Source organism: Lentzea xinjiangensis (genome assembly GCF_900110955.1).
Taxonomy (GTDB): domain Bacteria; phylum Actinomycetota; class Actinomycetes; order Mycobacteriales; family Pseudonocardiaceae; genus Lentzea; species Lentzea xinjiangensis.
The window spans coordinates 36,422-59,188 of sequence record NZ_FOFR01000035.1 but is presented as its reverse complement, the minus strand read 5'-3'; the positions used below and the strand labels follow the sequence as shown (position 1 = coordinate 59,188).

General features: G+C 72.0%; 20 protein-coding genes and 1 pseudogene. 15 read left to right on the top strand and 6 right to left on the bottom strand.

Annotated elements, in window-relative coordinates; genetic code table 11:
- Positions 1–579, top strand: a pseudogene (locus BMW88_RS39455) (IS5 family transposase); the annotation flags it as partial.
- 9 nt (positions 580–588) lie between these two features.
- Here the strand turns inward: BMW88_RS39455 and BMW88_RS39450 are convergent.
- The gene (locus BMW88_RS39450; RefSeq protein WP_089961931.1) at positions 589–1,380 is read right to left on the bottom strand and encodes a crotonase/enoyl-CoA hydratase family protein; all 792 of its coding nucleotides are present in this window, start codon (positions 1,378–1,380) and stop codon (positions 589–591) included.
- A gap of 74 nt (positions 1,381–1,454) precedes the next feature.
- Here BMW88_RS39450 and BMW88_RS39445 point away from each other — a divergent pair, with 74 nt between their 5' ends.
- The 3 genes from BMW88_RS39445 to BMW88_RS39435 are packed head-to-tail and all read left to right on the top strand — an operon-like array spanning position 1,455 to position 5,124.
- Entirely contained in the window at positions 1,455–3,041 is a 1,587-nt protein-coding gene (locus tag BMW88_RS39445) for an acyl-CoA synthetase (RefSeq protein WP_089961945.1), read from the top strand.
- On the top strand, positions 3,022–4,110 hold the full coding sequence (locus BMW88_RS39440) for an NAD(P)H-dependent flavin oxidoreductase (protein ID WP_089961928.1): 1,089 nt from the start codon (positions 3,022–3,024) through the stop codon (positions 4,108–4,110). The genes BMW88_RS39445 and BMW88_RS39440 overlap by 20 nt, the downstream gene beginning before the upstream one ends.
- Positions 4,111–4,155: 45 nt before the next feature.
- Positions 4,156–5,124, top strand: a complete 969-nt coding sequence (locus BMW88_RS39435; protein WP_143116489.1) for a hypothetical protein — start codon at positions 4,156–4,158, stop codon at positions 5,122–5,124.
- Here the strand turns inward: BMW88_RS39435 and BMW88_RS39430 are convergent, their stop codons facing one another.
- The gene (locus BMW88_RS39430) at positions 5,125–6,036 is read right to left on the bottom strand and encodes an acyl-CoA dehydrogenase family protein (protein WP_089961923.1); all 912 of its coding nucleotides are present in this window, start codon (positions 6,034–6,036) and stop codon (positions 5,125–5,127) included. It lies immediately after the preceding gene.
- Positions 6,037–6,045: 9 nt separating this feature from the next.
- Entirely contained in the window at positions 6,046–7,206 is a 1,161-nt protein-coding gene (locus BMW88_RS39425; RefSeq protein ID WP_089961920.1) for an acyl-CoA dehydrogenase family protein, read from the bottom strand.
- A 45-nt stretch (positions 7,207–7,251) separates the two neighbouring features.
- Here BMW88_RS39425 and BMW88_RS39420 point away from each other — a divergent pair, with 45 nt between their 5' ends.
- From BMW88_RS39420 to BMW88_RS39370, 11 genes are all read left to right on the top strand, one after another.
- On the top strand, positions 7,252–7,443 hold the full coding sequence (locus BMW88_RS39420) for a ferredoxin (RefSeq protein ID WP_089961919.1): 192 nt from the start codon (positions 7,252–7,254) through the stop codon (positions 7,441–7,443).
- Between the two features lie 78 nt (positions 7,444–7,521).
- On the top strand, positions 7,522–8,607 hold the full coding sequence (locus BMW88_RS39415; protein ID WP_089961917.1) for an alcohol dehydrogenase catalytic domain-containing protein: 1,086 nt from the start codon (positions 7,522–7,524) through the stop codon (positions 8,605–8,607).
- Positions 8,608–8,630: 23 nt separating this feature from the next.
- Entirely contained in the window at positions 8,631–9,479 is an 849-nt protein-coding gene (locus BMW88_RS39410; RefSeq protein ID WP_089961914.1) for an SDR family NAD(P)-dependent oxidoreductase, read from the top strand.
- 8 nt (positions 9,480–9,487) lie between these two features.
- Positions 9,488–10,993: an aldehyde dehydrogenase family protein gene (locus BMW88_RS39405; RefSeq protein ID WP_089961912.1), complete on the top strand. Its 1,506-nt coding sequence runs from the start codon at positions 9,488–9,490 to the stop codon at positions 10,991–10,993.
- Complete coding sequence (locus tag BMW88_RS39400; protein ID WP_089961909.1) at positions 10,994–11,743, top strand: glucose 1-dehydrogenase; 750 nt, start codon at positions 10,994–10,996, stop codon at positions 11,741–11,743.
- 79 nt (positions 11,744–11,822) lie between these two features.
- Positions 11,823–13,304, top strand: coding sequence for an alpha/beta hydrolase (locus BMW88_RS39395; protein ID WP_089961906.1), 1,482 nt, complete (start codon positions 11,823–11,825; stop codon positions 13,302–13,304).
- Between the two features lie 132 nt (positions 13,305–13,436).
- Entirely contained in the window at positions 13,437–14,543 is a 1,107-nt protein-coding gene (locus tag BMW88_RS39390; protein ID WP_089961903.1) for an acyl-CoA dehydrogenase family protein, read from the top strand.
- The gene (locus BMW88_RS39385) at positions 14,540–15,466 is read left to right on the top strand and encodes an LLM class F420-dependent oxidoreductase (RefSeq protein ID WP_089961901.1); all 927 of its coding nucleotides are present in this window, start codon (positions 14,540–14,542) and stop codon (positions 15,464–15,466) included. The genes BMW88_RS39390 and BMW88_RS39385 overlap by 4 nt, the downstream gene beginning before the upstream one ends.
- Positions 15,463–15,915 carry a winged helix-turn-helix transcriptional regulator gene (locus BMW88_RS39380; RefSeq protein ID WP_089961897.1) on the top strand — a complete coding sequence of 151 codons (453 nt, stop codon included), beginning with the start codon at positions 15,463–15,465 and terminating at the stop codon, positions 15,913–15,915. Before BMW88_RS39385 ends, BMW88_RS39380 begins: the two co-directional genes overlap by 4 nt.
- Before the next feature lie 106 nt (positions 15,916–16,021).
- Positions 16,022–16,972, top strand: a complete 951-nt coding sequence (locus tag BMW88_RS39375) for an ATP-binding cassette domain-containing protein (protein ID WP_089961894.1) — start codon at positions 16,022–16,024, stop codon at positions 16,970–16,972.
- Entirely contained in the window at positions 16,969–17,742 is a 774-nt protein-coding gene (locus BMW88_RS39370; RefSeq protein ID WP_089961890.1) for an ABC transporter permease, read from the top strand. The genes BMW88_RS39375 and BMW88_RS39370 overlap by 4 nt, the downstream gene beginning before the upstream one ends.
- A gap of 62 nt (positions 17,743–17,804) precedes the next feature.
- Here BMW88_RS39370 and BMW88_RS39365 read toward each other — a convergent pair whose 3' ends face one another.
- From BMW88_RS39365 to BMW88_RS39355, 3 genes are read right to left on the bottom strand one after another with little or no spacing between them, the layout of a single operon-like run.
- Entirely contained in the window at positions 17,805–20,840 is a 3,036-nt protein-coding gene (locus tag BMW88_RS39365; protein WP_089961886.1) for an AfsR/SARP family transcriptional regulator, read from the bottom strand.
- 30 nt (positions 20,841–20,870) lie between these two features.
- A complete protein-coding gene (locus BMW88_RS39360; RefSeq protein ID WP_089961883.1) occupies positions 20,871–21,725 on the bottom strand; it encodes an aminoglycoside phosphotransferase family protein in 855 nt (284 codons plus the stop codon).
- Positions 21,726–21,741: 16 nt separating this feature from the next.
- On the bottom strand, positions 21,742–22,746 hold the full coding sequence (locus BMW88_RS39355; protein ID WP_089961881.1) for an LLM class flavin-dependent oxidoreductase: 1,005 nt from the start codon (positions 22,744–22,746) through the stop codon (positions 21,742–21,744).
- Positions 22,747–22,767: the final 21 nt, after the last annotated feature.

Genomic DNA, 22,767 nt, shown 5'->3' with positions numbered 1-22,767 from the left:
TCGTGCGTGCCCATCAGCACGCGGCCGGTGCCCGCCGTCGTCCGCGTGCGCACACAGGGGGCGAGCGGGTCGTGTGGCGGGCAGACCGAACCAGATGATCATGCTATCGGCCGGTCCCGCGGCGGACCCTCCACCAAGATCCACCTCGCGTGCGACGGACACGGCCGCCCGCTCACAACCGTCCTGACCGGCGGCAACACCAACGACTGCACCATGTTCGAGACTGTGCTGGCGGGCGTGTGGTTCCCGCCGGCACGACCCGGCCGACTTGCGACGCGGCCGGCGCGGGTGATCGCGGACAAGGGCTACTCCAGCCGGTCCATCCGCGCTCACCTGCGCCGCCGCGGCATCCGGGCCACCATCCCCGAACGCCGCGACCAACGCGACGGCCGAGCCCGCCGCGGCCGGGCCGGTGGCCGCCCACCCGCCTTCGATCCGGTGACCTACAAACGCCGCAACGTCGTCGAACGCTGCTTCAACCGGCTCAAGCAGTTCCGCGCGATCGCCACCCGCTACGACAAGACCGCCTTGTCCTACCAAGCCATGATCGACCTGGCCACCCTCACCCTCTGGCTTTGAGGACGGGCCCTAGCGGCCTGTGAACTCCGGCTTGCGCTTCTCGGCGAACGCGCGTGGCCCTTCCTTCGCGTCCTCGCTCGCGAACACCTCGACGCCCAGCCGGGCGTCCACTGTGAACGCCTCGTTCTCCGGCATCGCCTCGGTCTCCCGCATCGTGCGCAGGATCGCCCGCACGGCCAGCGGGCCGTTGGCCGAGATCAGCGCGGCGAGCTCGAGCGCCTTGTCCAGCGCTCGGCCGTCCGGCACGACGTGCCCGATCAGCCCGATCTCCTTGGCCTCCGCGGCCCGGATGTGGCGTCCTGTCAGCAACAGGTCCGCCGCCACGGTGTAGGGGATCTGGCGGGGCAGCCGCACCGCGGAGCCGCCCAGCGGGAAGAGGCCCCACCGCGCCTCCGAGACGCCGAACCGGGCGCTTTCGCCGGCCACGCGGATGTCCGTCGCCTGCAGGATCTCCGTTCCTCCGGCGACCGCGGGGCCCTCCACCGCCGCGATCAGCGGTTTCGTCAACCGGCGACCTTTCAGCAGCGGTTCGATGACGGAGAAGTCGAACTCCTCCGCCGAGTCGCCGGGGTGCTGCCGCGTCATGGCCTTCAGGTCGGCGCCCGCGCAGAACGAGCCGCCCGCGCCGGTGAGGACGCAGACGCGGACGTCCGGGTCGGAGTCCACGCGGTCCCACGCCTCCCGCATGATCGCCATCATCGGACCGGAGAGGGCGTTGCGGACCTCGGGGCGGTTCATCGTGACGACCAGGACGTTGCCGACCAGGTCCACCAACGCGTGCGGTTCCGTCGTGGTCGTCATTCGCGCGCCTCCTGGATCGAGTCCGACCGCACGGGGGATTGTCCCGAACAGTAACACGTTCTACTTTGCTGGACATGGCCCTCAACGTCGCAGACCTCGTTGAACACGCCGCCGACACCGTGCCCGACCGGACCGCGCTCATCTGCGGGGCCAAGAGGACCACCTACGCCGAACTCGACGTGCGGGCCAACAAACTGGCTCACCACTTGGCGAAGAACGGCGTGACGCAGGGCGTGCACGTGGGCCTGTACGCGCGCAACTCGATCGAGCTGGTCGAAGCCATGATCGCGGTGTACAAACTCCGCGCGGTGGCCATCAACGTGAACTACCGCTACACCAAGAACGAGTTGCAGTACTTGTTCGGCGAAGCCGACCTGAAGGCGCTCGTGCACGAACGGCGGTACTCGCCCCTCGTGGCGGAGGTGGGAGCGCCCGGCCACGCCGTGGTGATCGACGACGAGACCGGGGAACCCTTCACCGGCGTCGACTACGAGACGGCGCTCGGCGAGGAGTCCGGCCGGCGCGACTTCGGGCCGCGCAGCCCCGACGACCTCTACATCCTCTTCACCGGGGGCACGACCGGCATGCCCAAGGGCGTGATGTGGCGGCACGAGGACGTGTGGCGCACGCTCGGCGGCGGCATCGACTTCGTGACCGGCGAGCGGCTCACCGACGAGTGGCACCAGGCCAGGTCGGGCAAGGACTTCGGGCTGGTCCGGCTCTGCCTGCCGCCGCTGATCCACGGCGCCGCGCAGTGGGCCGTCCTCGGCGCGTTGTTCAGCGGCAGCACGGTGGTGCTCGTGCCGAAGTTCGACCCCGCCGAGGTCTGGAAGGTCATCGAGCGGGAGGAGGTGCAGGTCGCGGTGATCACCGGCGACGCGATGGGACGGCCGCTGATCGAGGAGTTCCAGCGCGGCGGGTACGACGGCTCGTCGCTGTTCGTCGTCAACAGCAGCGCCGCCCTGTTCTCCTACCCGGTGAAGAAGCAGTTCCAGGAGCTCCTGCCGCACACGACGTTGCTGGAGTCGATCGGGTCGAGCGAGACCGGGTCCACCGGCATCGGCGCGGTGCCCAAGGAGATCGTGAAGACCGACGGCACCAAGGTGAAGCTCAACGAGGACACCATCGTCATCGACGACGACGGCAACGAGCTCGACCCGGTGCCCGGCGTCATCGGCAGGCTCGCGCGCGGCGGTCACATCCCGCTGGGCTACTACAAGGACCCGGAGAAGACCGCGCGGATGTTCGTCGAGGTCGGCGGCAAGCGGTTCACCGTGCCCGGCGACTACGCGCGCTTCGAGGAGGACGGCGACATCACGTTGCTCGGCCGTGGCAACACCTGCGTCAACACCGGCGGCGAGAAGGTGTTCCCCGAGGAGGTCGAGGCGGCGCTGAAGTCGCACCCCGGCGTGTTCGACGCGCTCGTCATCGGGGTGCCGGACGACCTGCTCGGCCAGCGGGTCGGCGCGCTGGTGCAGCCGCGCGGGGGCGCGACCCCGACACTGTCCGAACTGGACGCCCACGTGCGCGGGACGCTCGCGGGCTACAAGGTGCCGCGCTCGTTGTGGCTCGTCGACGAGATCGGCCGCACCCCGAGCGGCAAACCCGACTACCAGTGGGCGAAGCGCCACGTGGAGGACCATGCGCACCAGCCTGTGTGACGAGCTCGGCATCGAGCACCCCGTCTTCGGCTTCACGCCGTCCGAGCACGTGGCGGCGGCGATCAGCAGGGCGGGCGGCCTCGGCGTGCTCGGGTGCGTGCGGTTCAACGAGGCGGAGGACCTCGACCGCGCGTTGGCGTGGATGGACGAGAACTGCGACGGCAAGCCCTACGGCGTCGACGTCGTCATGCCCGCCACCGTGCCCGCGGAGGGCACCCAGATCGACCTCTCCTCGCTGATCCCGCAGTCGCACAAGGACTTCGTGCAGCAGACGCTGCTGAAGCTCGGCGTGCCGCCGCTGCCGGAAGGCGAAGGCGGCGAGGGGGTGCTGGGCTGGTTGCACAGCGTCGCCCGGTCCCACGTCGACGTGGCGCTGGAGCACCCGATCCGCCTCATCGCCAACGCGCTGGGCTCACCGCCGGCGGACGTCATCGACCGCGTGCACGCGGCGGGGGTGCCGGTCGCCGCGCTCGCCGGCAAGGCGGAGCACGCCCGCAGGCACGTCGCCAACGGCGTGGACGTCGTGGTGGCACAGGGTTACGAAGCCGGCGGCCACACCGGTGAGGTGGCCACGATGGTGCTCGTGCCGGAGATCGTCGACGCCGTCGACGTGCCGGTGCTCGCCGCGGGCGGGATCGGCTCCGGGCGGCAGGCCGCCGCCGCGATGGCGCTGGGCGCGTCCGGCGTGTGGATGGGCTCGTACTGGCTCACCACCGCCGAGTACACGCAGAGCCCGCTGACCCAGCAGGCGTTGCTGGCGGCGAGTTCCAGCGACACGGTCCGCACGCGGATCTACACCGGCAAGCCCGCCCGGTTGCTGAGGACGCGGTGGACCGAGGCGTGGTCCGAGCCGGGCGCGCCGGAGCCGTTGCCGATGCCGTTGCAGAACCTGCTGGTGAGCGAGGCGCACCAGCGCATCGCCCGGTCCGGCGACCCGTCCGTGGTGTCGATGCCGGTGGGGCAGGTGGTCGGGCGGATGACCGAGGTCCGGCCGGTGGCCGAGGTGATGGCGGACCTGCTGCGGGAGTACGGCGAGACCGTCGAGAGGTTGGCCGGGCTGGATCGTTGAGACGTATCGTGTGCCGACTCGGGGATGAGCTCTTGGGGGAACATGATGCGAAGACGTGCGTTCGGCGCGCTGTCGGGCGGGCTGCTGCTCGCCTCCACGGTGGCCGGGCCGCAGGCCGCGGCTGAACCGTGCCGGTGGATCGCGCACGACCTGCCGGTACCGGAGGGGTCGACGTTCGCCAGGACGAGCGGCAGCAGCGAGGACAACCGGTTCATCGTCGGGGAAGCCCAGATCGGCGAGAGCGCGGTCGTCGAGAGCGGACTGCTGTGGGACAACGGAGCGTTGACCCTGATGGCCCCGTCGGGCTCCGAGCTGACGGCGATCCGGCCCAAGGACGTGAACAACGGCGGGGTCGTCGTCGGCTGGCAGGAGATCCTCGACCAGCACCGCACGGTGGCCTTCCGCTATCGCGACGGCGCCTACGAGCTCCTCGAGACCCCCGACGGTGAGAACTCCCGGGCCAAAGCCGTCAACAACCACGGTGACGTGCTCGGTGAGACGTGGCGGAGCGCGACGCCGAACGTGCGGCAGGCAGTGGTGTGGCCAGGCAGCGGAGCTGTGCGGACCTTCCCCACGAGCGGACCGGCCGTCGGCATCAGCGACGACCGCAGGATCGTGCTGGCCGGCACGTCGTCGGGGTCCGTGACCGACATCGGGACCGGGCAGCAGACCGGGTTGCCGGGTGCCCGGACCTCGGTGGTCCTGGACAACGACAGGGTTCTGTACCCGAGCCCGGCCGGCATCGAGGAGAGAGATCTCGACGGTCAGCTCGTCGGCACCTGGGCGGGCGGCACGGCACCCTTCGGCAGGACGTCCAGCGGCCACGTGGTGTTCGGCGCTGTCAACGGCACCGCGACGTTGTGGCAGTGGGGTGTCCGGTACGCCGTCGACTCGGCGAAGCAGCCCGTGTTCGCCCAGGCCTACTTCGGCGACATCAGCGACGAGGGCGCGTTGATCGGCACCTACCAGGACCCCGGCGGTTCACACCCCGCGCGCTGGTTCTGGTGCGCCTGATCAGAGAGCCGCGCTGAGCTTCAGGAGCTGGGCGGTCGCCCCGCCCAGCTCGAACTCGTTGCGCTTGGCCGCGGTGAAGTAGCGGTGCACGTCGTGGCTCATGTCGATGCCGGTGCCGCCGTGGACGTGCACGGCGGTGTGCGCCACGCGGTGCCCGGCGTCGGCGGCCCAGAACTTCGCCGTCGCCACCTCGGCGTCAGCCGGAAGCCCTTCCGAAAGCCGCCAAGCCGCCTGCCACAGCGTCAGGCGGATCGCCGCCACGTCGATGTACGCGTCGGCGAGCCGTTGCGCCACCGCTTGGAAACTGCCGATCGGCCGGTCGAACTGCACGCGGGTGCGCGCGTGCTCCGCCGTCAGCTCCAGCGCGCGTTCGGTCACGCCGAGCTGCAAAGCGCACAGTCCGAGCGTGTACCGCGTGACCAGCCAGTCCGCCGTGAGCCCGGGAACGGCCGAGCCGCCGCCGGAGAACGTGAACGATCCCGCGTCCGAGCCGTCGACCAGCTCCTGCGACGTGATCTCCAGCTCGTCCGCGCCGGTGAGGAAGACCTCGTCGCCGTGCGGTACCAGGAACGCCTCGGCGGTGTTCGCGAATGGCACGGTCGTCTTCACGCCGTCGAACTCCGAAAGTGCCACGGACAGCACGGTTCCCGGTGCCCAGCGCGAACGGTGCTCCGCCGTGCCGAACGACGCCAGTGCTGACGAGGCGACCATCGTGGGCAGGTAGGGCACGGGAGCGGCCGCGCGGCCCAGTTCGACCAGCACCGCGCACTGCTCCAGGACGCCGAACTCGCCGGGTGTCTCCGGTACGACCCCGGACTTCACCAGGTCGGCCCACGGGGTGTCCGACGAGGCCAGGATCTTGCGGGTCAGGGCGGCCAGCTCCCGCTGCGCCTCGGTCAGCGTGAAGTCCATGTGTTCCCCTCACCGAGGCACGGCGGGCAGGCCGAGGCCCGCCCGGGCGATGATGTCGCGCTGGATCTCGTTGGTGCCGCCGCCGAACGTGAGGATCAGCGACGAGCGGTGCATCCGCTCGACCCGCCCCCGCAGCAGCGCGCCGGGCGATCCGGCGCGCACGATCCCGTTGGCGCCCAGCACCTCCATCAGCAGCCGGTAGCCCTCGGTGGCGAACTCGGTGCCGAACACCTTGGTGGCGGAGGCCTCGGCGGGGGAGGGTGCCTCGTCGCCACCGGCGGCGATCCGCCAGTTGATCAGCTTGAGGAACTCGGTCTTGGCGTGCACGCGGGCGAGGTGCAGGCGCACCCACTCGTGGTCGAGGGCGCCGGTGTCGGTCGCCCACCGGCGGACCTCGCTCAAGGCGGTCTGCAGCGGCGCCGCGGAGCACAGGGCGACGCGCTCGTGGTTGAGCTGGTTGGTGATGAGCTGCCAGCCCCGGTGCTCCTCGCCGACGAGGTTCGCCGCCGGCACGCGCACGTCGTCGTAGAAGGTGGCGCTGGTGGTCGGCCCGGACATCGTCGGCACGGGTGTCCAGGAGAAGCCGGGAGCGCCGGTCGGCACGATGATGATGCTCAGCCCCCGGTGCCGCCGCGCCTCCTGGTCGGTGCGGCACGCCAGCCACACGTAGTCCGCGTACTGGACGAGGCTGGTCCACATCTTCTGGCCGTTGACCACGTAGTCGTCGCCGTCGCGGACGGCGCGGGTGCGCAGCCCGGCGAGGTCGGTGCCCGCCTCCGGCTCGGAGTAGCCGATGGCGAAGTGGATCTCCCCGGAGGCGATCTTCGGCAGGTAGTGCGCCTTCTGCTCGGGGGTCCCGAACGCCATGATGGTCGGCCCGATCGAGTTCAGCGTCAGGAACGGCACGGGCGCACCGGCCGCGGACGCCTCGTCGAGGAAGATGAGCTGCTCGATCATCGGCCGGGCGCGCCCGCCGTACTCCTCCGGCCAGCCGAGGGTAAGCCAGCCGTCGAGCCCCATCCGGCGCACGGTCTCCTTGTACGCCTCGGCGTCGCCGTAGTCGCCGCCTCCGGCGAGCGCGGCCCGGCGTTCCGGCGTCATGAGCGCGGCGAAGTACGCCCGCGCCTCCTGGCGCAACTGCTCCTGCTCGGGCGTGAAACCGATGCGCATGACGGCTACTCTAGAACAAGTTCTACTTGATGTCAGGAGGCCGCGATGAAGGTCGGCGTCGACCATTCGCTCTGCGAGGCGCACGGCGCGTGCGTGTCAATCCTGCCGACGGTGTTTGACCTTGACGACGAAGAGGTTCTGCAGATCCGGGACGGTGAGCTGGCCGATGGCGAGGAAGCCGCGGCCGAGCGCGCCGTCGCGGCCTGCCCGAAGGGCGCGCTGCACCTCTCACGCTGATGGACCTTGTCACGAACAGGAACAGATTCTAGTGTGCGACGGGTACCTCGGCCGTGAGCTCAGCGAGGAGTGATACCGGTGAAGGCTGCCGTGCTCAACCAGGTCGGCGACGACAAGCTCGAGCTCCGCGACGACGTGACGACCACCGCTGTGGGGCCCCAGGAGGTCCGCATCCGGCTCAAGGCGTGCGGCGTGTGCCACAGCGACCTGTCCGCGATGGACGGAACCCTGCCGGCGCTGGCTCCCGGTGTCATCGGCCACGAGGGCGCCGGTGAGGTCGTCGAGATCGGTGGTGCCGTGACCTCGCTCGCGGTCGGCGACCACGTGGCGATCACCTTCGTGCCGCCGTGCGGCAAGTGCGCCCAATGCGCGACGGGCCAGTCGCACCTGTGCCTCGCGCACACCATCTCGGCCTTCACCTCGCCGCGGTTCGTCGTCGGCGGCAACCCGGCCTTCGGGTACGCGGGGCTGGGCGCCTTCGCCGAGGAGATGGTCGTGCCCGCGGACGCCGCGATGAAGGTGGACGACGACGTGCCGTGGGAGATCGCGGCGCTGCTGTCCTGCGGCATCCTGACCGGCGTCGGCGCCGTGCTCAACACCGCGAAGGTCGAACCTGGCTCCAGCGTCGCCGTGATCGGCTGCGGTGGCGTCGGTGTCGCGGTGGTCCAGGGCGCCCGGCTCGCCGCGGCGGCGCGCATCGTCGCCGTCGACCCCGTCACCGAGAAGCACGAGGTGGCGCAGCGGTTCGGCGCGACGCACGCGACCACGCCCGATGGCATCGCCGACCTGAACAACCAGCTCAACTCCGGCATGGGCTTCGACTACGTGTTCGACGTCGTCGGCCTGCCGGCCACGATCCGCCAGGCGTGGGACCTGACCCGTCGCGGTGGCCACACGGTCGTCGTCGGCGCCGGCCGGGCGGACGCGATGGTCTCCTTCAGCGCCCAGGAGCTCTTCCTGCACGACAAGACCCTGCACGGGTCGTTCTACGGGACGGCGAACTTCCGCCGCGACGTGCCGCGCATGATCGCGCTGTGGCGGCAGGGCCGGCTCGACCTCGAAGGCATGATCAGCAAGCGGATCCGCCTGGAGGACGTCAACGAGGGCCTGCAGGCCCTGCGCGGCGGGGGATCGTTGATCCGCCAGGTCATCCTGTTCGACTGACACGTCTGCTTCGGGAGTCTCTTGTGGACCTTGCGGGGAAGGTCGCCGTCGTCACCGGCGCGGGAGCGGGGCTCGGCCGCGCGGAGGCGCTGGAGCTGGCGAGGGCCGGTGCCTGCCTCGTCCTCAACGACCTGCCCGGCTCGGCCGAGGCCGCCGCGGCCGAGATCGGCGAGCTGGGGGCGAAGTGTGTGGTGGTCGAGGGGGACGTGGGGGAGCGGAGCACCGCCGACGCCCTGGTGGCCGCCGCCGTCGAGCAGTTCGGCGGGTTGCACGTCGTCGTGAACAACGCCGGGGTGCTGCGCGACCGGATGCTGTTCACCATGTCCGACGACGAGTGGGACCTGGTGGCGCGGGTGCACCTGCGCGGCCACTTCCTGTTGTCGCGCAACGCGGTCGCGCTGTGGAGGCAGCAGTCGAAGACGGCGGGCGGCCCGGTCTGCGGCCGGATCGTGAACACCTCCTCGGAGGCGTTCCTGCTCGGCCCCCCTGGCCAGGCGAACTACGCGGCGGCCAAGGCGGGGATCGTCGCGCTCACCGTCGCGACCGCCCGTGGGGCGAGCCGCTACGGCGTCCGGGCCAACGCGATCTGCCCACGGGCCCGCACGGGGATGACCGCCCACGTGTTCGGCGAGGCGCCGGAGGGCGACGACCCGCTGGCGCCCGAGCACGTCGCGAGGTTCGTGGCACACCTGGCGGGGCCGTCCGGCGAGAAGGTCAACGGTCAGGTCTTCGTCGTGCACGGCGGCAAGGTCGCGCTGATGGCGCCGCCGACTGTCGAGCAGGAGTTCCACGCGCTCAGCGATCTCGACGGCCACTTCGCCGGTCGCGATCCACAGAGGATGTTCGCCTGTACGGAAACGCTGGCCCTGTAGGAGGAGCTGTGCCGCTCACCGTCCAACCGCACCGCGAAGCGCTGGGCCTCGAGGACGGCCGGCTCCTCATCGGGGGCGAGTTCCGCGACGCGGACGAGACCTGGACCCACCACCACCCCGCGACGGCGGAGGAGGTCGGGCGCTTCGCCGTCGCGTCGGCCGCCGACGTCGACGCCGCGGTGCGCGCCGCCCGCAAGGCGTTCGACGAGGGGCCGTGGGGGCGGTCCAAGGCCGGCGAGCGCATCAAGGTCCTGCGCCGGTACGGCGACCTGCTGCGGGAGCACTCCGACGAGCTGCGCGGCCTGCAGGCGCTGGACAACGGCGTGCCGCTGTCGTTCGGCCAGATCTACGCCACCTCCGTCGGCATCGCGGCCGACATCTTCGACCACCACGCCGGCTGGATCGACAAGGTCGGCGGGCAGACCCTGCCCCCGTACCAGGGCGGCGACCACCTGGCGATGACCTTCCGCGAACCGGTCGGCGTCGTCGCGGCGATCCTGCCGTGGAACGCGCCGTTCGTGCTCTTCGCCCAGAAGCTCGCCCCCGCGCTGGCGGCGGGCTGCACGGTCGTGGTCAAGCCGTCGGAGTACGCCTCGTTCTGCGTGATCCGCATGGTCGAGCTGCTGGTCGAGGCCGGCCTTCCCGAGGGCGTTGTCAACCTCGTCACCGGCCCCGGCTCCTCGACCGGCGAAGCGCTGATCACGCACCCGCTGGTCGACAAGATCAGCTTCACCGGCAGCCGCGGCGTCGGCCGGCGCATCGTCGAGGCCTCCGCCGGGACGATGAAGCGCGTGTCCCTCGAACTGGGTGGCAAGTCGCCGGCGATCGTGTTCCCGGACGCGCCGAACGTCGGTCTCGCCGCGATGACCTGCATGGGCATGGTGACGATGGGTCTGTCCGGTCAGGCGTGCGTCGCCCACACGCGTGCGCTGGTCGCGCGCGAGATACAGGACGAGTTCGTCGCCACCGCGCAGATGCTCGCGGGCGCGGTGACGTTCGGCGACCCGTTCGACCCCGGTGTGCTCGCCGGCCCGTTGATCAACCGGAAGCAGCTCGAGCGGGTGCTCGGCTACGTCGAACGCGGCCAGGAGGACGGCGCCCGCCTGGTCACCGGCGGCACCCGGCTCGAAGGCGACCTCGCGTCCGGGAACTTCGTCGCACCGACCATCTTCGCCGACGCCGGCAACGACATGGCCATCGCGCGAGAGGAGATCTTCGGACCCGTCCTCACCGTCGTGCCGTTCGACGGCGAAGAAGAGGCCATCCGCATGGCGAACGACACCGAGTACGGCCTGGGCGCCGGCGTCTACACCAACGACGTCCGCCGCGCGTTCCGCGTCTCCAAGGCGTTGCGCGTCGGGATGGTGGGCATCAACGGGTTCCAGCTCGAACCGCACGTGCCGTTCGGTGGCTACAAGCAGTCCGGGCTGGGGCGCGAGGGCGGCCAGAGCGCCTACGAGGCCTACACCGAGCTCAAGACCGTGATGATGCCGCTCACCGACGAGATGATGTAGATGCGGCTGTCCGGGAAGGTCGCCCTGATCACCGGCGCGGCGCGGGGACAGGGCGCGGCCGCGGCCCGCCGGTTCGCCGCCGAGGGCGCGCGGGTGGTGCTCACCGACGTCCTCGACGACCAGGGTGAAGAGCTCGCCGCCGAACTGGGCGCGCGGTACTGCCACCTGGACGTCTCGTCCGAGGACGGGTGGGCCGAGGCCGTCGCGTTCACGGCGCGGGCGTTCGGCGACATCACCGTCCTCGTCAACAACGCCGGGATCCTGCACTTCTCCGCGCTCGCCGACACCGCGCTCGCCGACTACCGGCGCGTGGTCGAGGTCAACCAGGTCGGCACGTTCCTCGGCATGCGCGCGGTCGCCGAGCCGATGAAGCGGGCGGGCGGCGGCTCGATCGTGAACGTGTCGTCCGTCGAAGGCCTGGCCGGCATGCCCTACCTGGTCGCCTACACGGCGTCGAAGTTCGCGATCCGCGGCATGACGAAGGTCGCCGCGATGGAGCTGGGCCCGCACGGGATCCGGGTCAACTCGGTCCACCCCGGCGCGATCGACACCCCGATGGTCAGCGAGGCGCTGGGACGGCCGGTCGACGTCTCGCCGATCGGCCGGAAGCTGGCGCTGCGCCGGATCGGCCGGCCGGAGGACGTCGCGAACGTCGTGCTGTTCCTGGCCAGCGAGGACAGCGCGTACTGCACGGGCGGCGAGTTCGCCGTCGACGGAGGTGCGACGGCGACGCACGCGCTGAACGGGTGATGCGGGGTCGAACGACGTGCAACCCCACGGGTTCCCCGGGCGTCTGCAGGATCGAGAGGTTCTGGAACCGGGGAGTTCGATGAGATCGATTCTGCTGACGGCCGCGCTGCTGATCGGCCTGGCGCCGACCGCCGTCGCCGCGGAAGAAGCGCAGACACCCGTCCTGAGCTGGCAGGACTGCCAGGACGGGTTCGAGTGCTCGACCGCGAGGGTGCCGCTCGACCACGACCGGCCCTCCGGCGCGAAGATCGACCTCGCGCTGATCAGGATGCCCGCGACGGATCCCGCGAAGCGGATCGGCTCGCTGTTCGTGAACTTCGGCGGCCCCGGTTCGTCCGGGGTGGACCGGTTGCGGGCGCGGGGCAAGTGGGACTGGCTGTTCTCGCCGGAGCTGCGGGCGCGGTTCGACGTGGTGTCCTGGGACCCGCGCGGCATCGGCCGTTCGGCGACCGTGCGCTGCTTCGACAGCGTCGAGGAGCAGCAGCGGTTCCTCAACGGCGTTCCCGTCTACCCGGACACCGCGGCGCAGGAGCCCGCGTTCTACGACTCCTACCGGGAGTTCGTCCGCCGGTGCGAGGAGAGGTCCGGCGACCTGCTGGACCACGTCTCGTCCGCGAACACCGCACGGGACCTGGACCTGCTGCGCAAGGCCGTGGGCGACAGGAAGCTCACCTACCACGGCATCTCGTACGGCACGCACCTCGGCGCGATCTACGCGAACCTGTTCCCGGACAAGGTCCGGGCGCTCGCCTTCGACGGAGCGCTCGACTTCATCGGCAACGCGACGGGGCACGGGAACCAGGGCACGACCGTGCCGCTGGACACGCGCCAGGACGTGCCGCGGGGAGTGGCCGAGACGTTCGAGCAGTTCCTCGAGCTGTGCGCGGCTCCGGGCGCCAAGTGCGCGTTCGCGGGTGGCGACCTGAGGCAGAAGTGGGCCGCCCTCGTCGCCAAGGTGACGGCTGCGCCCGTCACCACGCCGGACGGCCGGTTCGACCGCGTGTCGCTGATCAGCACCGTGTGGGACGCGCTCGCGCAGCCGGACACCTGGCAGGACACCGCCCGGGTCCTCCAGGGTGTCTGGGAGGCACCGGCCGCGCTGACCACCTCGGCCGACTACGTCACCAACCGGTTCGAGGCGTTCAACGCGATCCAGTGCTCGGACAGCGACTTCCCGCGCGACCCGGCGGTGTACTCGAGGTACGGCAAGAGCGAGGACGAGCGCGTGCCGTACTGGGGCCGTGCGGTGGTGTTCGACATGATGGCCTGCGCGTTCTGGCAAGGGCGTGACGACGACCGCTACACCGGTCCGTGGAGCCGCTGGACGTCGGCACCGGTCCTGTTCGTCAACAGCAGGTTCGACCCGGCCACGCCGCTGCACGGCGCCCGTGACGGTGCCGCGGAGATGGCCCGCACCGGGTTCCTCACGGTCGAGGGCTACGGCCACACCTCCATGTACGTGCGCAGCACGTGCGCGGAGAAGGTGAAGCGGGAGTACCTCTTCACCGGTGTGCTGCCCACGCAGAAGACGTGCGGGATCGACAAGTCGCCGTTCGCCTAGAAATTGCTGGCGCAGAGGGGCTCCACCTGCGGGTGGGGCCCCTCTTGCTGTGTCCGCTCTTCCGTGGCTACGGTAAGCAAACTGAACCGGTAAGAAAACTGAACTGTTGTGGAACCGACCTGGGGAGATCCCGTGCTCACTGCCGTCCGGACAGTCGCCGACCTGGCCCGCGAGGTCGCGCCCAGGACGGAGGCCGCCCGCGCCCTCCCGCCGGAGCTGCTGACCGCGATCGGGGCCACGGGCCTGTTCCGGGCGGGTGTCCCGGAGTCGCTGGGCGGTGCGGAACTCCCACCGGCGCGGACGCTGGCCGCCGCCGAGACGATCGCCCGCGGCGACGCCTCGGCCGGGTGGTGCGTGTCGATCGCGGCGACGAGCAGCCTGCTCGCCGCCTACCTGCCCGAGGAGGGCGCCGCCGAGGTCTTCGCCGATCCGGGTGTGATCGCGGCCGGGGTGTGGGCGCCGAAAGGCCGCGGCGTCGAGGCCGACGGCGGTGTCGTGGTGTCGGGGCGGTGGCCGTTCTGCTCGGGCATCCAGCACGCCGGCTGGCTGTTCGCCGGGTTCGTGGACTCCTCGGGCGCGCTGAAGGTGGCCGCGTTGCCCCGCGCCTCGCTGGAGGTGCTCGACACGTGGCACACCACCGGGTTGCGCGGCACCGGCAGCCACGACTCGGTGGCACGGGACGTGTTCGTGCCCGAGCACCGGATCCTGTCCGTTCTGGACGGACCGGTGCGGGACGGCGCCCTGTACCGGTTCCCGGTGTTCGGGTTCTTCGCCGCGTCCGTGGCCGCGGCCGCGATGGGGAACGCCTTCGGCGCCCTGGACGACTTCGTCGCTCTGGCGGGTGACCGCAGAACCCTCGGCTCCAGCCGCACGCTCGCGGAACGGTCGTCGACCCACGTTGCGGTGGCGAAGGCCGAGGCGTCGCTGAGGGCGGCGCGGGCGTTCTTCCACGAGGCCGTCGAGGAGGCCTGGCAGGCGGCGCGGGGAACCGAAGCGGTGCCCGTGGGAACGCGGTCGGCGTTGCGGCTGGCGGCGACGCACGCGACGCGCACCGCTCGGGAAGTCGTGTCGGCCCTCTACGACCTGGCGGGTGGTGGCGCGATCTACGACGGAGCGCCGTTGCAGCGGCGGTTCCGCGACGCGCACACGGCTTCCGCGCACTTCCAGGTCAACGAGGCGTCCTACGAGCTGCCCGGCAAGGTGCTGCTCGGCGTGCCCGCCCGGACGGAAATGTTGTGACCTCGGTCGGTGTGGTGACGCCGTTCTGGCTCGACCGGCCGCCGGGGGAGGCGCTCGACATCGCCGTCGCGGCGGACGAGACCGGGTTCGGCGCGCTGTGGATCGGCGAGATGGCGACGTTCGACGCGTTCGCGCTCGCGACGGCCGCGGGCCTGCGGACGTCGCGGATCCCACTGAGGATCGGGCCGCTCGCGGCCGGTGTGCGCAGCCCGGTCGCCCTGGCGCTCGGACTGTCCACAGTGGCCGAGACGACCGGGCGGTCGTGCTCGCTGGCACTGGGTGCGTCCAGCCCGCGGATCGTGACGCAGTGGCACGGGCAGCCGTGGGAACCCGTGCGCAGGATGCGGCAGACCGTCCGCGACACGCGGGCGATCCTCAACGGCGAGCGGGTGGCCGGGTTCCGCCTGCGGCACCCGCTCGCGGGCACGCCGATCTCGGTGGCGGCGTTCGGACCGGCGATGACGCGCGTGGCCGTGCAGGAGGGCGACGAGGTGGTGCTGAACCTGGTCAGCGCCGCCCACGTCGCCGACGTCCGCCGGCGCGCAGGAGAACTGCCGCTCGCCGTCTGGGTCCCCGCCGCACTCGACCCAGGGCCGGACACCCTGCGGCAACTGCGGTCGCAGCTCGCCGTCTACCTCGCCCCGCCCGGCTACGGCGAGATGTTCACCGCCCTCGGCCACGGCTCACTCGTCGACCAGGCCCGCGCCGGACGGCCGCGGGCCGAGCTGGCCGCGGACATCCCGACCGGCCTGGTCGAGGCCGTCGGCGCGATCGGCTCGGCGGACGACGTCGCGCGCCGCGTCGGCGAGTACTTCGCCGCGGGCGCGGACCACGTCGGCCTGGTGCCGGCGACGGCGGAGGACCCGGCGGGCCGGCGCCTGCTCGGCACGCTCGCGCCACTGCTGCCGACGCGACACCGATGACCGGCCCCGACGCCCACGGCCGCCGGTTCCGCGGTGAGTCCGTCGCACGGGCACTGGACCTCGTGGGGGAGCGCTGGACGTTGCTGGTCCTGCGCGAGGCGTTCTTCGGGGTGAGGCGCTACGGCCAGTTCGCCCGCAACCTCGCCATCCCGCGGCCGACCCTGTCCGCGCGGCTGAAGACGCTCGTCGACGCCGGGCTGCTGCAACGCGTGCCGTACGCCGAGGACCGCGACGAGTACCGGCTGACGCGGGCGGGGCTCGAGCTGTTCCCCGCGATCGTGATCCTCATGAAGTGGGGCGACAGCCACCTGCCGGACCCCGGCGGCCCGCCGTTCGTGCTGGAGCACAGCACGTGCGGGCAGGAGGCCGACGCGCGGCTCGTGTGCCGGTGCTGCGGAGAGGAGATCACCGCTCACAACGTCGAGGCACGTCCCGGACCGGGGGCGTGACCCGGACGGCGGCCGCTGTCAACCGCCGTCAACCGCTGACAGTCCGCTGTGCGCGCGCTGCCAGCGCGTGGGCGCACAGTCCTCCCGACACAGGGAGGAACGAACGATGTCACTGGCGATCAGGGCAGAAGGCCTGGTCAAGCACTACGGGGAGACCAAGGCCCTCGACGGGGTGGACCTGGAGGTGCCGGAGGGGAAGGTCGTGGGGGTGCTCGGGCCGAACGGCGCGGGCAAGACCACGGCGGTGCGGGTGCTGGCCACGTTGCTGCGCCCGGACGCGGGACACGCCACCGTCGGTGGCCACGACGTGGTGAAGGACCCGAGGGCGGTCCGGTCGCTGATCGGCCTGACCGGGCAGTACGCGTCGGTGGACGAGGACCTGTCGGGCACGGAGAACCTCGTGCTGCTCGCACGGTTGCTGGACTTCTCGCGGGCGGGGGCCAGGGCGAGGGCGAGCGAGCTGCTGGAGCGGTTCGAGCTCACCGACGCGGCGGGCCGGGCCGCCAAGACGTACTCGGGAGGCATGCGCCGCCGGCTCGACCTCGCGGCCAGCCTGGTCGGCAACCCGTCCGTGCTCTACCTGGACGAGCCGACCACCGGCCTCGACCCGCACGCCCGCAACGAGGTGTGGGCGGTGGTGCGCAAGCTCGTCGCCGACGGCGTGACGGTCCTGCTCACCACGCAGTACCTGGAGGAGGCCGACCAGCTCGCGGACACGATCACGGTGTTCGACCACGGCCGCGTCGTGGCGCAGGGCCGGCCCGACGAGCTGAAACGGCGCGTCGGGAGCCAGACCCTGCAGGTGCGGCCGACGTCGGCACGCGATCTCGACGTGGTGCAGCGGATCCTCGGCGACCTCACCGGCGTCCGGCCCGCCCGCGACGACGACACGGGTCTGCTGACGGCGCCGGTGAGCGACCCGGTGCTGCTGTCCACGCTGGTCCGCAAGCTCGACGAGGCCGGCATCACCGCGGACGAGCTGGCCCTGCGCCTGCCGTCGCTCGACGAGGTCTTCCTCGCGCTCACCGGCAAGCAGACCGAGGGGAGCCTCGCATGAGCACCATCGCACTGGACAGGGGCGTGCGCCACGGGCTCGCGCTGGCGTGGCGCGGAGTCCTGAAGATCCGCAAGAACCCCGAGCAGCTCGTGGACGTGACGATCGCGCCCATCATCCTGCTGGTGATGTTCACGTACCTCTTCGGCGGCGCGCTGGCGGGCAGCATCGACAGCTACCTGCAGATGCTCGTGCCGGGCATCCTGGTGATGAACATCCTGCAGGCCAGCATGACCGCGGGCGTCCAGCTCAACACGGACGTCTCCAAGGGCGTCTTCGACAGGTTCCGCGCGATGCCGATCGCGAGGTCGGCACCGCTGGTCGGCGCCGTGCTGGCGGACGTCGTGCGGTACGTCGTGAGCGTGGTGGTGCTGCTGATCATCGCCACGGTCATGGGCTTCCGGGTGCAGACGGGCCCGGTGGAGCTGTTGATCGCGGCGGGGCTCGCGATCGTGTTCGGGCTGTGCTTCTGCTGGGCGTCGGTGTTCGTGGGCATGCTGCTCAAGACCCCGCAGGCGGTGCAGGGCATCATGATCGTGCTGATCATGCCGCTGACGTTCGGCAGCAACGTCTTCGTCGGCACCTCGACGATGCCGGGCTGGCTGAAGGCGTGGGCGGACATCAGCCCGGTGAGCCTGCTGTCGGACGCGCTGCGCGGGCTGCTCAACGGCGGCGCCATCGCCGCTCCGCTCACCGGTTCGCTGGTCTGGATGGTGGCGGCGGTCGCGGTGTTCTTCCCGCTGGCGATGTGGGCCTACCGCCGCAGGGTGTGACCTGCGGGGCGGGTGCCGGTCGTCGACCGGTGCCCGCCCCTGGTGGCGCTCTGACCACGCGGTCAGTCGTCGCTGACGCCCGCTTCCTCCCGGACCCGCCGCAACGCCTCGGTCCGGGAGACCTCCGCCGGCTCCGGCTCGCCCAGCACGGCGACCAGTCCCCGCACGTCGGGGTCACCGAGGTCGAGGCGTCCGCGGATGACGCGGGCGAGCGCGAGCAGCCGGGCGGCCACGTCGTCGCGGCCCTGCGCGTGCCGGACGAGGGCCAGCAGCTCGGTGACCGCCGAGAGGTCCGGCATGTCGCTGCGCTCCGACGTCGTCCTGACCGCCACCGCGACGCAGGCCTCCGCCTCGCCGAGCCGGCCGTCGGCGATCGCGATGCGCGCGTCGAGCACGGCCGTCCACTCCGTGACGAACGAGCCGAGCCACGCCGACGTGGCCGCCGTCTCCCGGAAGCGGGTGCTCAGGTCGCGGGCCTGCGCGACCCGGCCGGAGCGCAGCACCACGTCGGCCTTCGCGTAGTCGACCAAGACGGACATCTGGTCGTTGCCGGTCTCCCGCACGTACCTCTCCGCCTCGGCCACCTCGCGCTCGGCTGCGGCGTGGTCGCCCATGCGCGCGTACTCGACCGCGAGATGCCATCGCTGTTGCACGGCGTCGTCCCACGACCGCAGCTCCAGCGCCACGGCGAGGCCCTTCCGGTACAGCTCGATGGCCGCCTGGTTGTCGCCGGTCTGGGAGACGAACGCGGCCTTCATGCCCAGCGTCATCGCCGAGCCCCAGCGGTCGCCCACCGCCAGGAACTGCTCGTAGGCGCGGTCGCGGGCGGCTTCGGCGCCGTCGAGGTCGCCCTCGTCGGCCAGGACGAAGCTCAGCGCCCAGTTCGCCCCCGCCCGCGCCCAGGGGTCCTCGCTGCGCGCCGCCCGCGCCACCTCGCGGCGCGCCAGGTCCGGGTTCTGGCTGAGGAAGGCGAGCATCGGCAACGCGATCGCGAGCGACGGCCACTTGCCGGTGGCGCCGGTGCGCACGCAGTCGTCGACGACCTGCGCGGCCTCGGCGGTGTCCGGCAGGGCGGGCACCGCCGCCATGAGCAGCCGCATGGCCCGGAACGTGGCGTTGACGTCGTCGGGCAGGCCGTCGAGCGCGAGCACCTCGCGCAGGAACGTCTCCGCGCGCTCGTTGTCGCCCTTGACGAGCCAGTACCAGAACACGCCGCCGAGCAGGCCGCCCGCGAGCTCGACCTCCTGGTCGTCCACGGCGCCGCGCAGCGCCGCCACGACGTTGTCCTGCTCGGCCTCGTAGACGCCGATCGCCTCGAGCTGCCTCGCGGAGCGGGTGAGCGGCTCCCACCGCCGCGTCAGCTCCAGGTAGTACCGCCGGAACCGCCGCACGACCTCGTGCTTCTCGCCGGACGCCTCCAGCCTCTCCGCCGCGTACACCCGGATCGTCTCCAGCATCCGGTACCGCGGCTCCGCGTCCTGCTCGACGACGTCCACGATGGACTTGTCGACCAGTGACGTGAGCACGTACAGCGCGTCCGGCAGGCAGACCTCCTCGATCGCGGCGAGGTCGGCGCCGCCGGGGAACACCGCGAGCCTGCGGGCGAGCAGCAGCTCCTCCTCGGTCAGCAGGTCCCAGCTCCACTCGACGACCGCGCGCAGCGTGCGCTGGCGGGGCAGCGCCGTGCGGCTGCCCGAGGTGAGCAGCCGGAACCGGTCGTCGAGGCGCTGGGTGATCTGCCGGACCGTCATCGACCGCAGCCGCGCGGCGGCCAGCTCCAGCGCCAGCGGCATGCCGTCGAGCCTGCGGCAGATCTGCCGCACGTCCTCCGCGGTGGTCTCGTCCAGCCGGAAGCCCGGTCTCACCGCGCGGGCCCGGTCCAGGAACAGCCGCACCGCGCCGAACGCCTCGACGCCGGCCTGCCCGTTCGGCACGGCGAGCGGACCGATGGGGCACAGCGACTCGCCGTCGATCGCGAGCGGCTCCCTGCTCGTCGCGAGCACGCGGAGCTGCGGAACCCGGCGCACCAGCTCGTCGGCGAACCCGGCCGCCGCGCCGATCAGGTGCTCGCAGTTGTCCAGCACCAGCAACGACTCCCCGGCGCCGAGCACCTCGGCGATCCGGTCCATGCCCTCGGCGGTCCTGCGCATCGGATCTCCGCCGACCCGCAGGTCGAACGCGCCGAGCACCGCGCCGGCCAGGTCCTCGGCCGCCCGCACACCGGCGAGCGCCGCGAACCACACGCGTCCCCTGCCGTGCAGCGGGTGCCGGGCCGCGACCTCGGTGGCGAGCCGCGTCTTGCCCGCACCGCCGGGCCCGACCAGCGTCACGAGCCGGGACTCGGCGAGCAGGCGGGAGATCGCGGTGAGCTCGTCGTCCCGCCCGACGAAGCTCGTGAGCCGCACCGGCAACCGGTCGGCCACCGGCCGCGGTCCCAGCTCGCCGCGCAACGCCGCGAGGTGGACGTCCCGCAGCTCCTGCGACGGGTCGACGCCCAGCTCGTCGGCGAGCCTGGCGCGCACCTCGGCGTAGACGCGCAACGCGTCGGATTGCCTGCCCTGCGCGCACAACGCCCGCATCAGCAGGCCCGCCAGCCGTTCCCGCAACGGGTGCCGCTCGTACATCGCGGTCAGCGCGGCGACGTCGGGTTCGCCGTTCCGGAACCTGTCCTCCTCGGCCGCGAGCCGCGCCTCGTCCAACCGCGTCGCCACGACCTGCGCGAACGGCGCCTCCCGCACGTCGGCGAGCGCCTCGCCGCGCCACAGGCCGAGCGCCTCGTCGAGCCGCCCGGCGGCACGCAGGCGGTCGAACCGGAAGACGTCGACGTCCTCGGTCGCGACGCCCAGCCGGTACCCGCCCGGTTCGAGCGCGACCGGGCAGATCTTGCGCAGCCGGGAGACCAGCGACTGCAGGGCGTTCACCGCGTCGGCCGGCGGCCGCTCGCCCCACAGGTCGTCGATCAGGGTGGTCGCCGGCACCGGTCGGCCGGGGTCGAGCGCGAGGCGGGCGAGGAGCATGCGGACGCGGGCACCACCGATGTCGACCGGTGTGCCGTCCTCGGCCGCCACGGTGGTCGGCCCCAGCAATGCCACGCGCACGGGTCCAGCTTCCCAGATCACCCGCCGCGGTCAGGCGAGAACGCCGAGCGCGCGGTTCAGCGCGCCGGTGATCGCGCTCTCCGCCGCGTCGCCGGTGGTGCCGCGCGGCACCCGTTCGGTGAGCATGATCGAGTACAGGTACACCTGGTAGGCGGCGAGCCGCAGCCGGGCGGAGTCGGTGAGCTCGAAGCCGTAGCCCGCCAGGAGGTCCCGGTCGTCCTCGATCGTGCCGAAGAGCGCGAGCGAGACGAACTCGGCCACCGGATCGCCCCAGAACGCCCGTTCGCCGTCGACCAGCCCGGTGAGACCGTCCCGCACCAGGACGTTGCCGTCCCACAGGTCGAAGTGCACCAGCGCCGGTCGCCGCACCTCGTCGAAGGCCGCCGCGTGCTTGCGCAGGTCCGGGGACGGCAACGCCACGCCGTGGCGGACGGCGTCGGCGCGGACGGCGTCGACCATCGAGAAGAACGCCCCGGTCCAGGTCGGGTGCAGGCCGAGCTGGGGGTAGCCGAAGCCGGGCCCGGTGATCTCGTGCACCGACCGGACGGCCGCCCCGAGCCGGCGGCGGACCTCCGGGCGGTCGACGTCGGACCGCCCGGAGAGGGGCTCACCCGGCAGGCAGGTGGTGAGCAGGAAGCTCGCGTGGTCGGTGAGCACGACCTCCGGCACGGGCGCGACGGCGGAGCCCAGCGCGCAGAACAGCGCCTCGGTCCGCATCAGCCCGCGCTCGTAGGTCAGGCCCGGCCGGCCGCCGGGTGCCAGCTTCAGCACGAACTCGCCCTCGCGGGCCGACACCCGCCACACCGAGTTGTAGGTGCCGCCGCCCAGCGGGCTGGTGCGGACCCCGGTGAGCCCGGCGTCGGCCAGGACGCGCTCTGCGATCACCTCGCCACGGTAGTGATCAGGAGGGCTGCCAGCCCAGCTCCGGTCCCAGCTTCGTCGCGACGTCCGTGAGGATCTGCACGTAGTCCGCGTGGTCGAAGCTGAACGGCAGGGCGAACGCGACCTCGTCGACCTCCTGGAACGCGAGGTGCGCGTGGAGCTGCGCGGCGATCTCGGCGGAGGTGCCGACCAGGTCGCGGGCGAACATCATCCGGCGCGCCCCGGCCGGGGCGGCGGTCCGCGGCGTGCGCCGGTCGACGTAGTCCCGGTACTTCGCGCGCTGCTCCGGCGTGGCGGAGTCGGTCGGGATCACCACCAGGCCCTGCGAGACGCGCCCGCCGCCGTGCTCGCGGAACGTCCGGACGTGCGAGAGCTGGGTCTCGGCGAAGTCCTCGGACTCCTCGGCCTGGACCACGTTGCTGGTGAGCAGGTTCATGCCGTGCTCGCCCGCCCACGCCGCCGACCGCAGGCTGCCGCCGCCGTACCACATCCGGTCCCGCAGACCCGGCGAGTGCGGCTGCACCCGGTCCGACCAGACCTCGATGCCCTCGGTACCGCTGAAGTCCGTGACCTTCTCGCCGCCGACGAAATCCAGCAACCGCCGCACGCGGTCGTAGCCGAAGTTCTCGGCGTCCGCGGTCTCCGGGTAGAGCGCGTGCTTCACGTCGTCGTAGTGCATCGGCGGTCCGACGCTGACGCCGGGGTTGAGCCGGCCGCCGGACAGGACGTCGACCGTGGCGAGGTCCTCGGCCAGGCGCAGCGGGTTCTCCCAGCCCAGCGGGATGACGGCGGTGCCGAGGCTGATCCGGCTGGTCCGCTGCGAGGCCGCGGCCAGGACCGCGACCGGCGAGGAGATCCCGAACTGCAGGTGCCGGTGCCGCACCCACGCGCTGTCGAACCCCAGCTCCTCGCCCAGCGCGATGACGTCCAGCGTGGACCGGTGGCCACGTGCCGGGTCGTGCTCGTCGAACAGCCCGATGGTGAGAAAACCCAGCTTCCGCAACGGTTCCGACTTCCGCGGCACGGCTCCTCCTCGATCACCCTG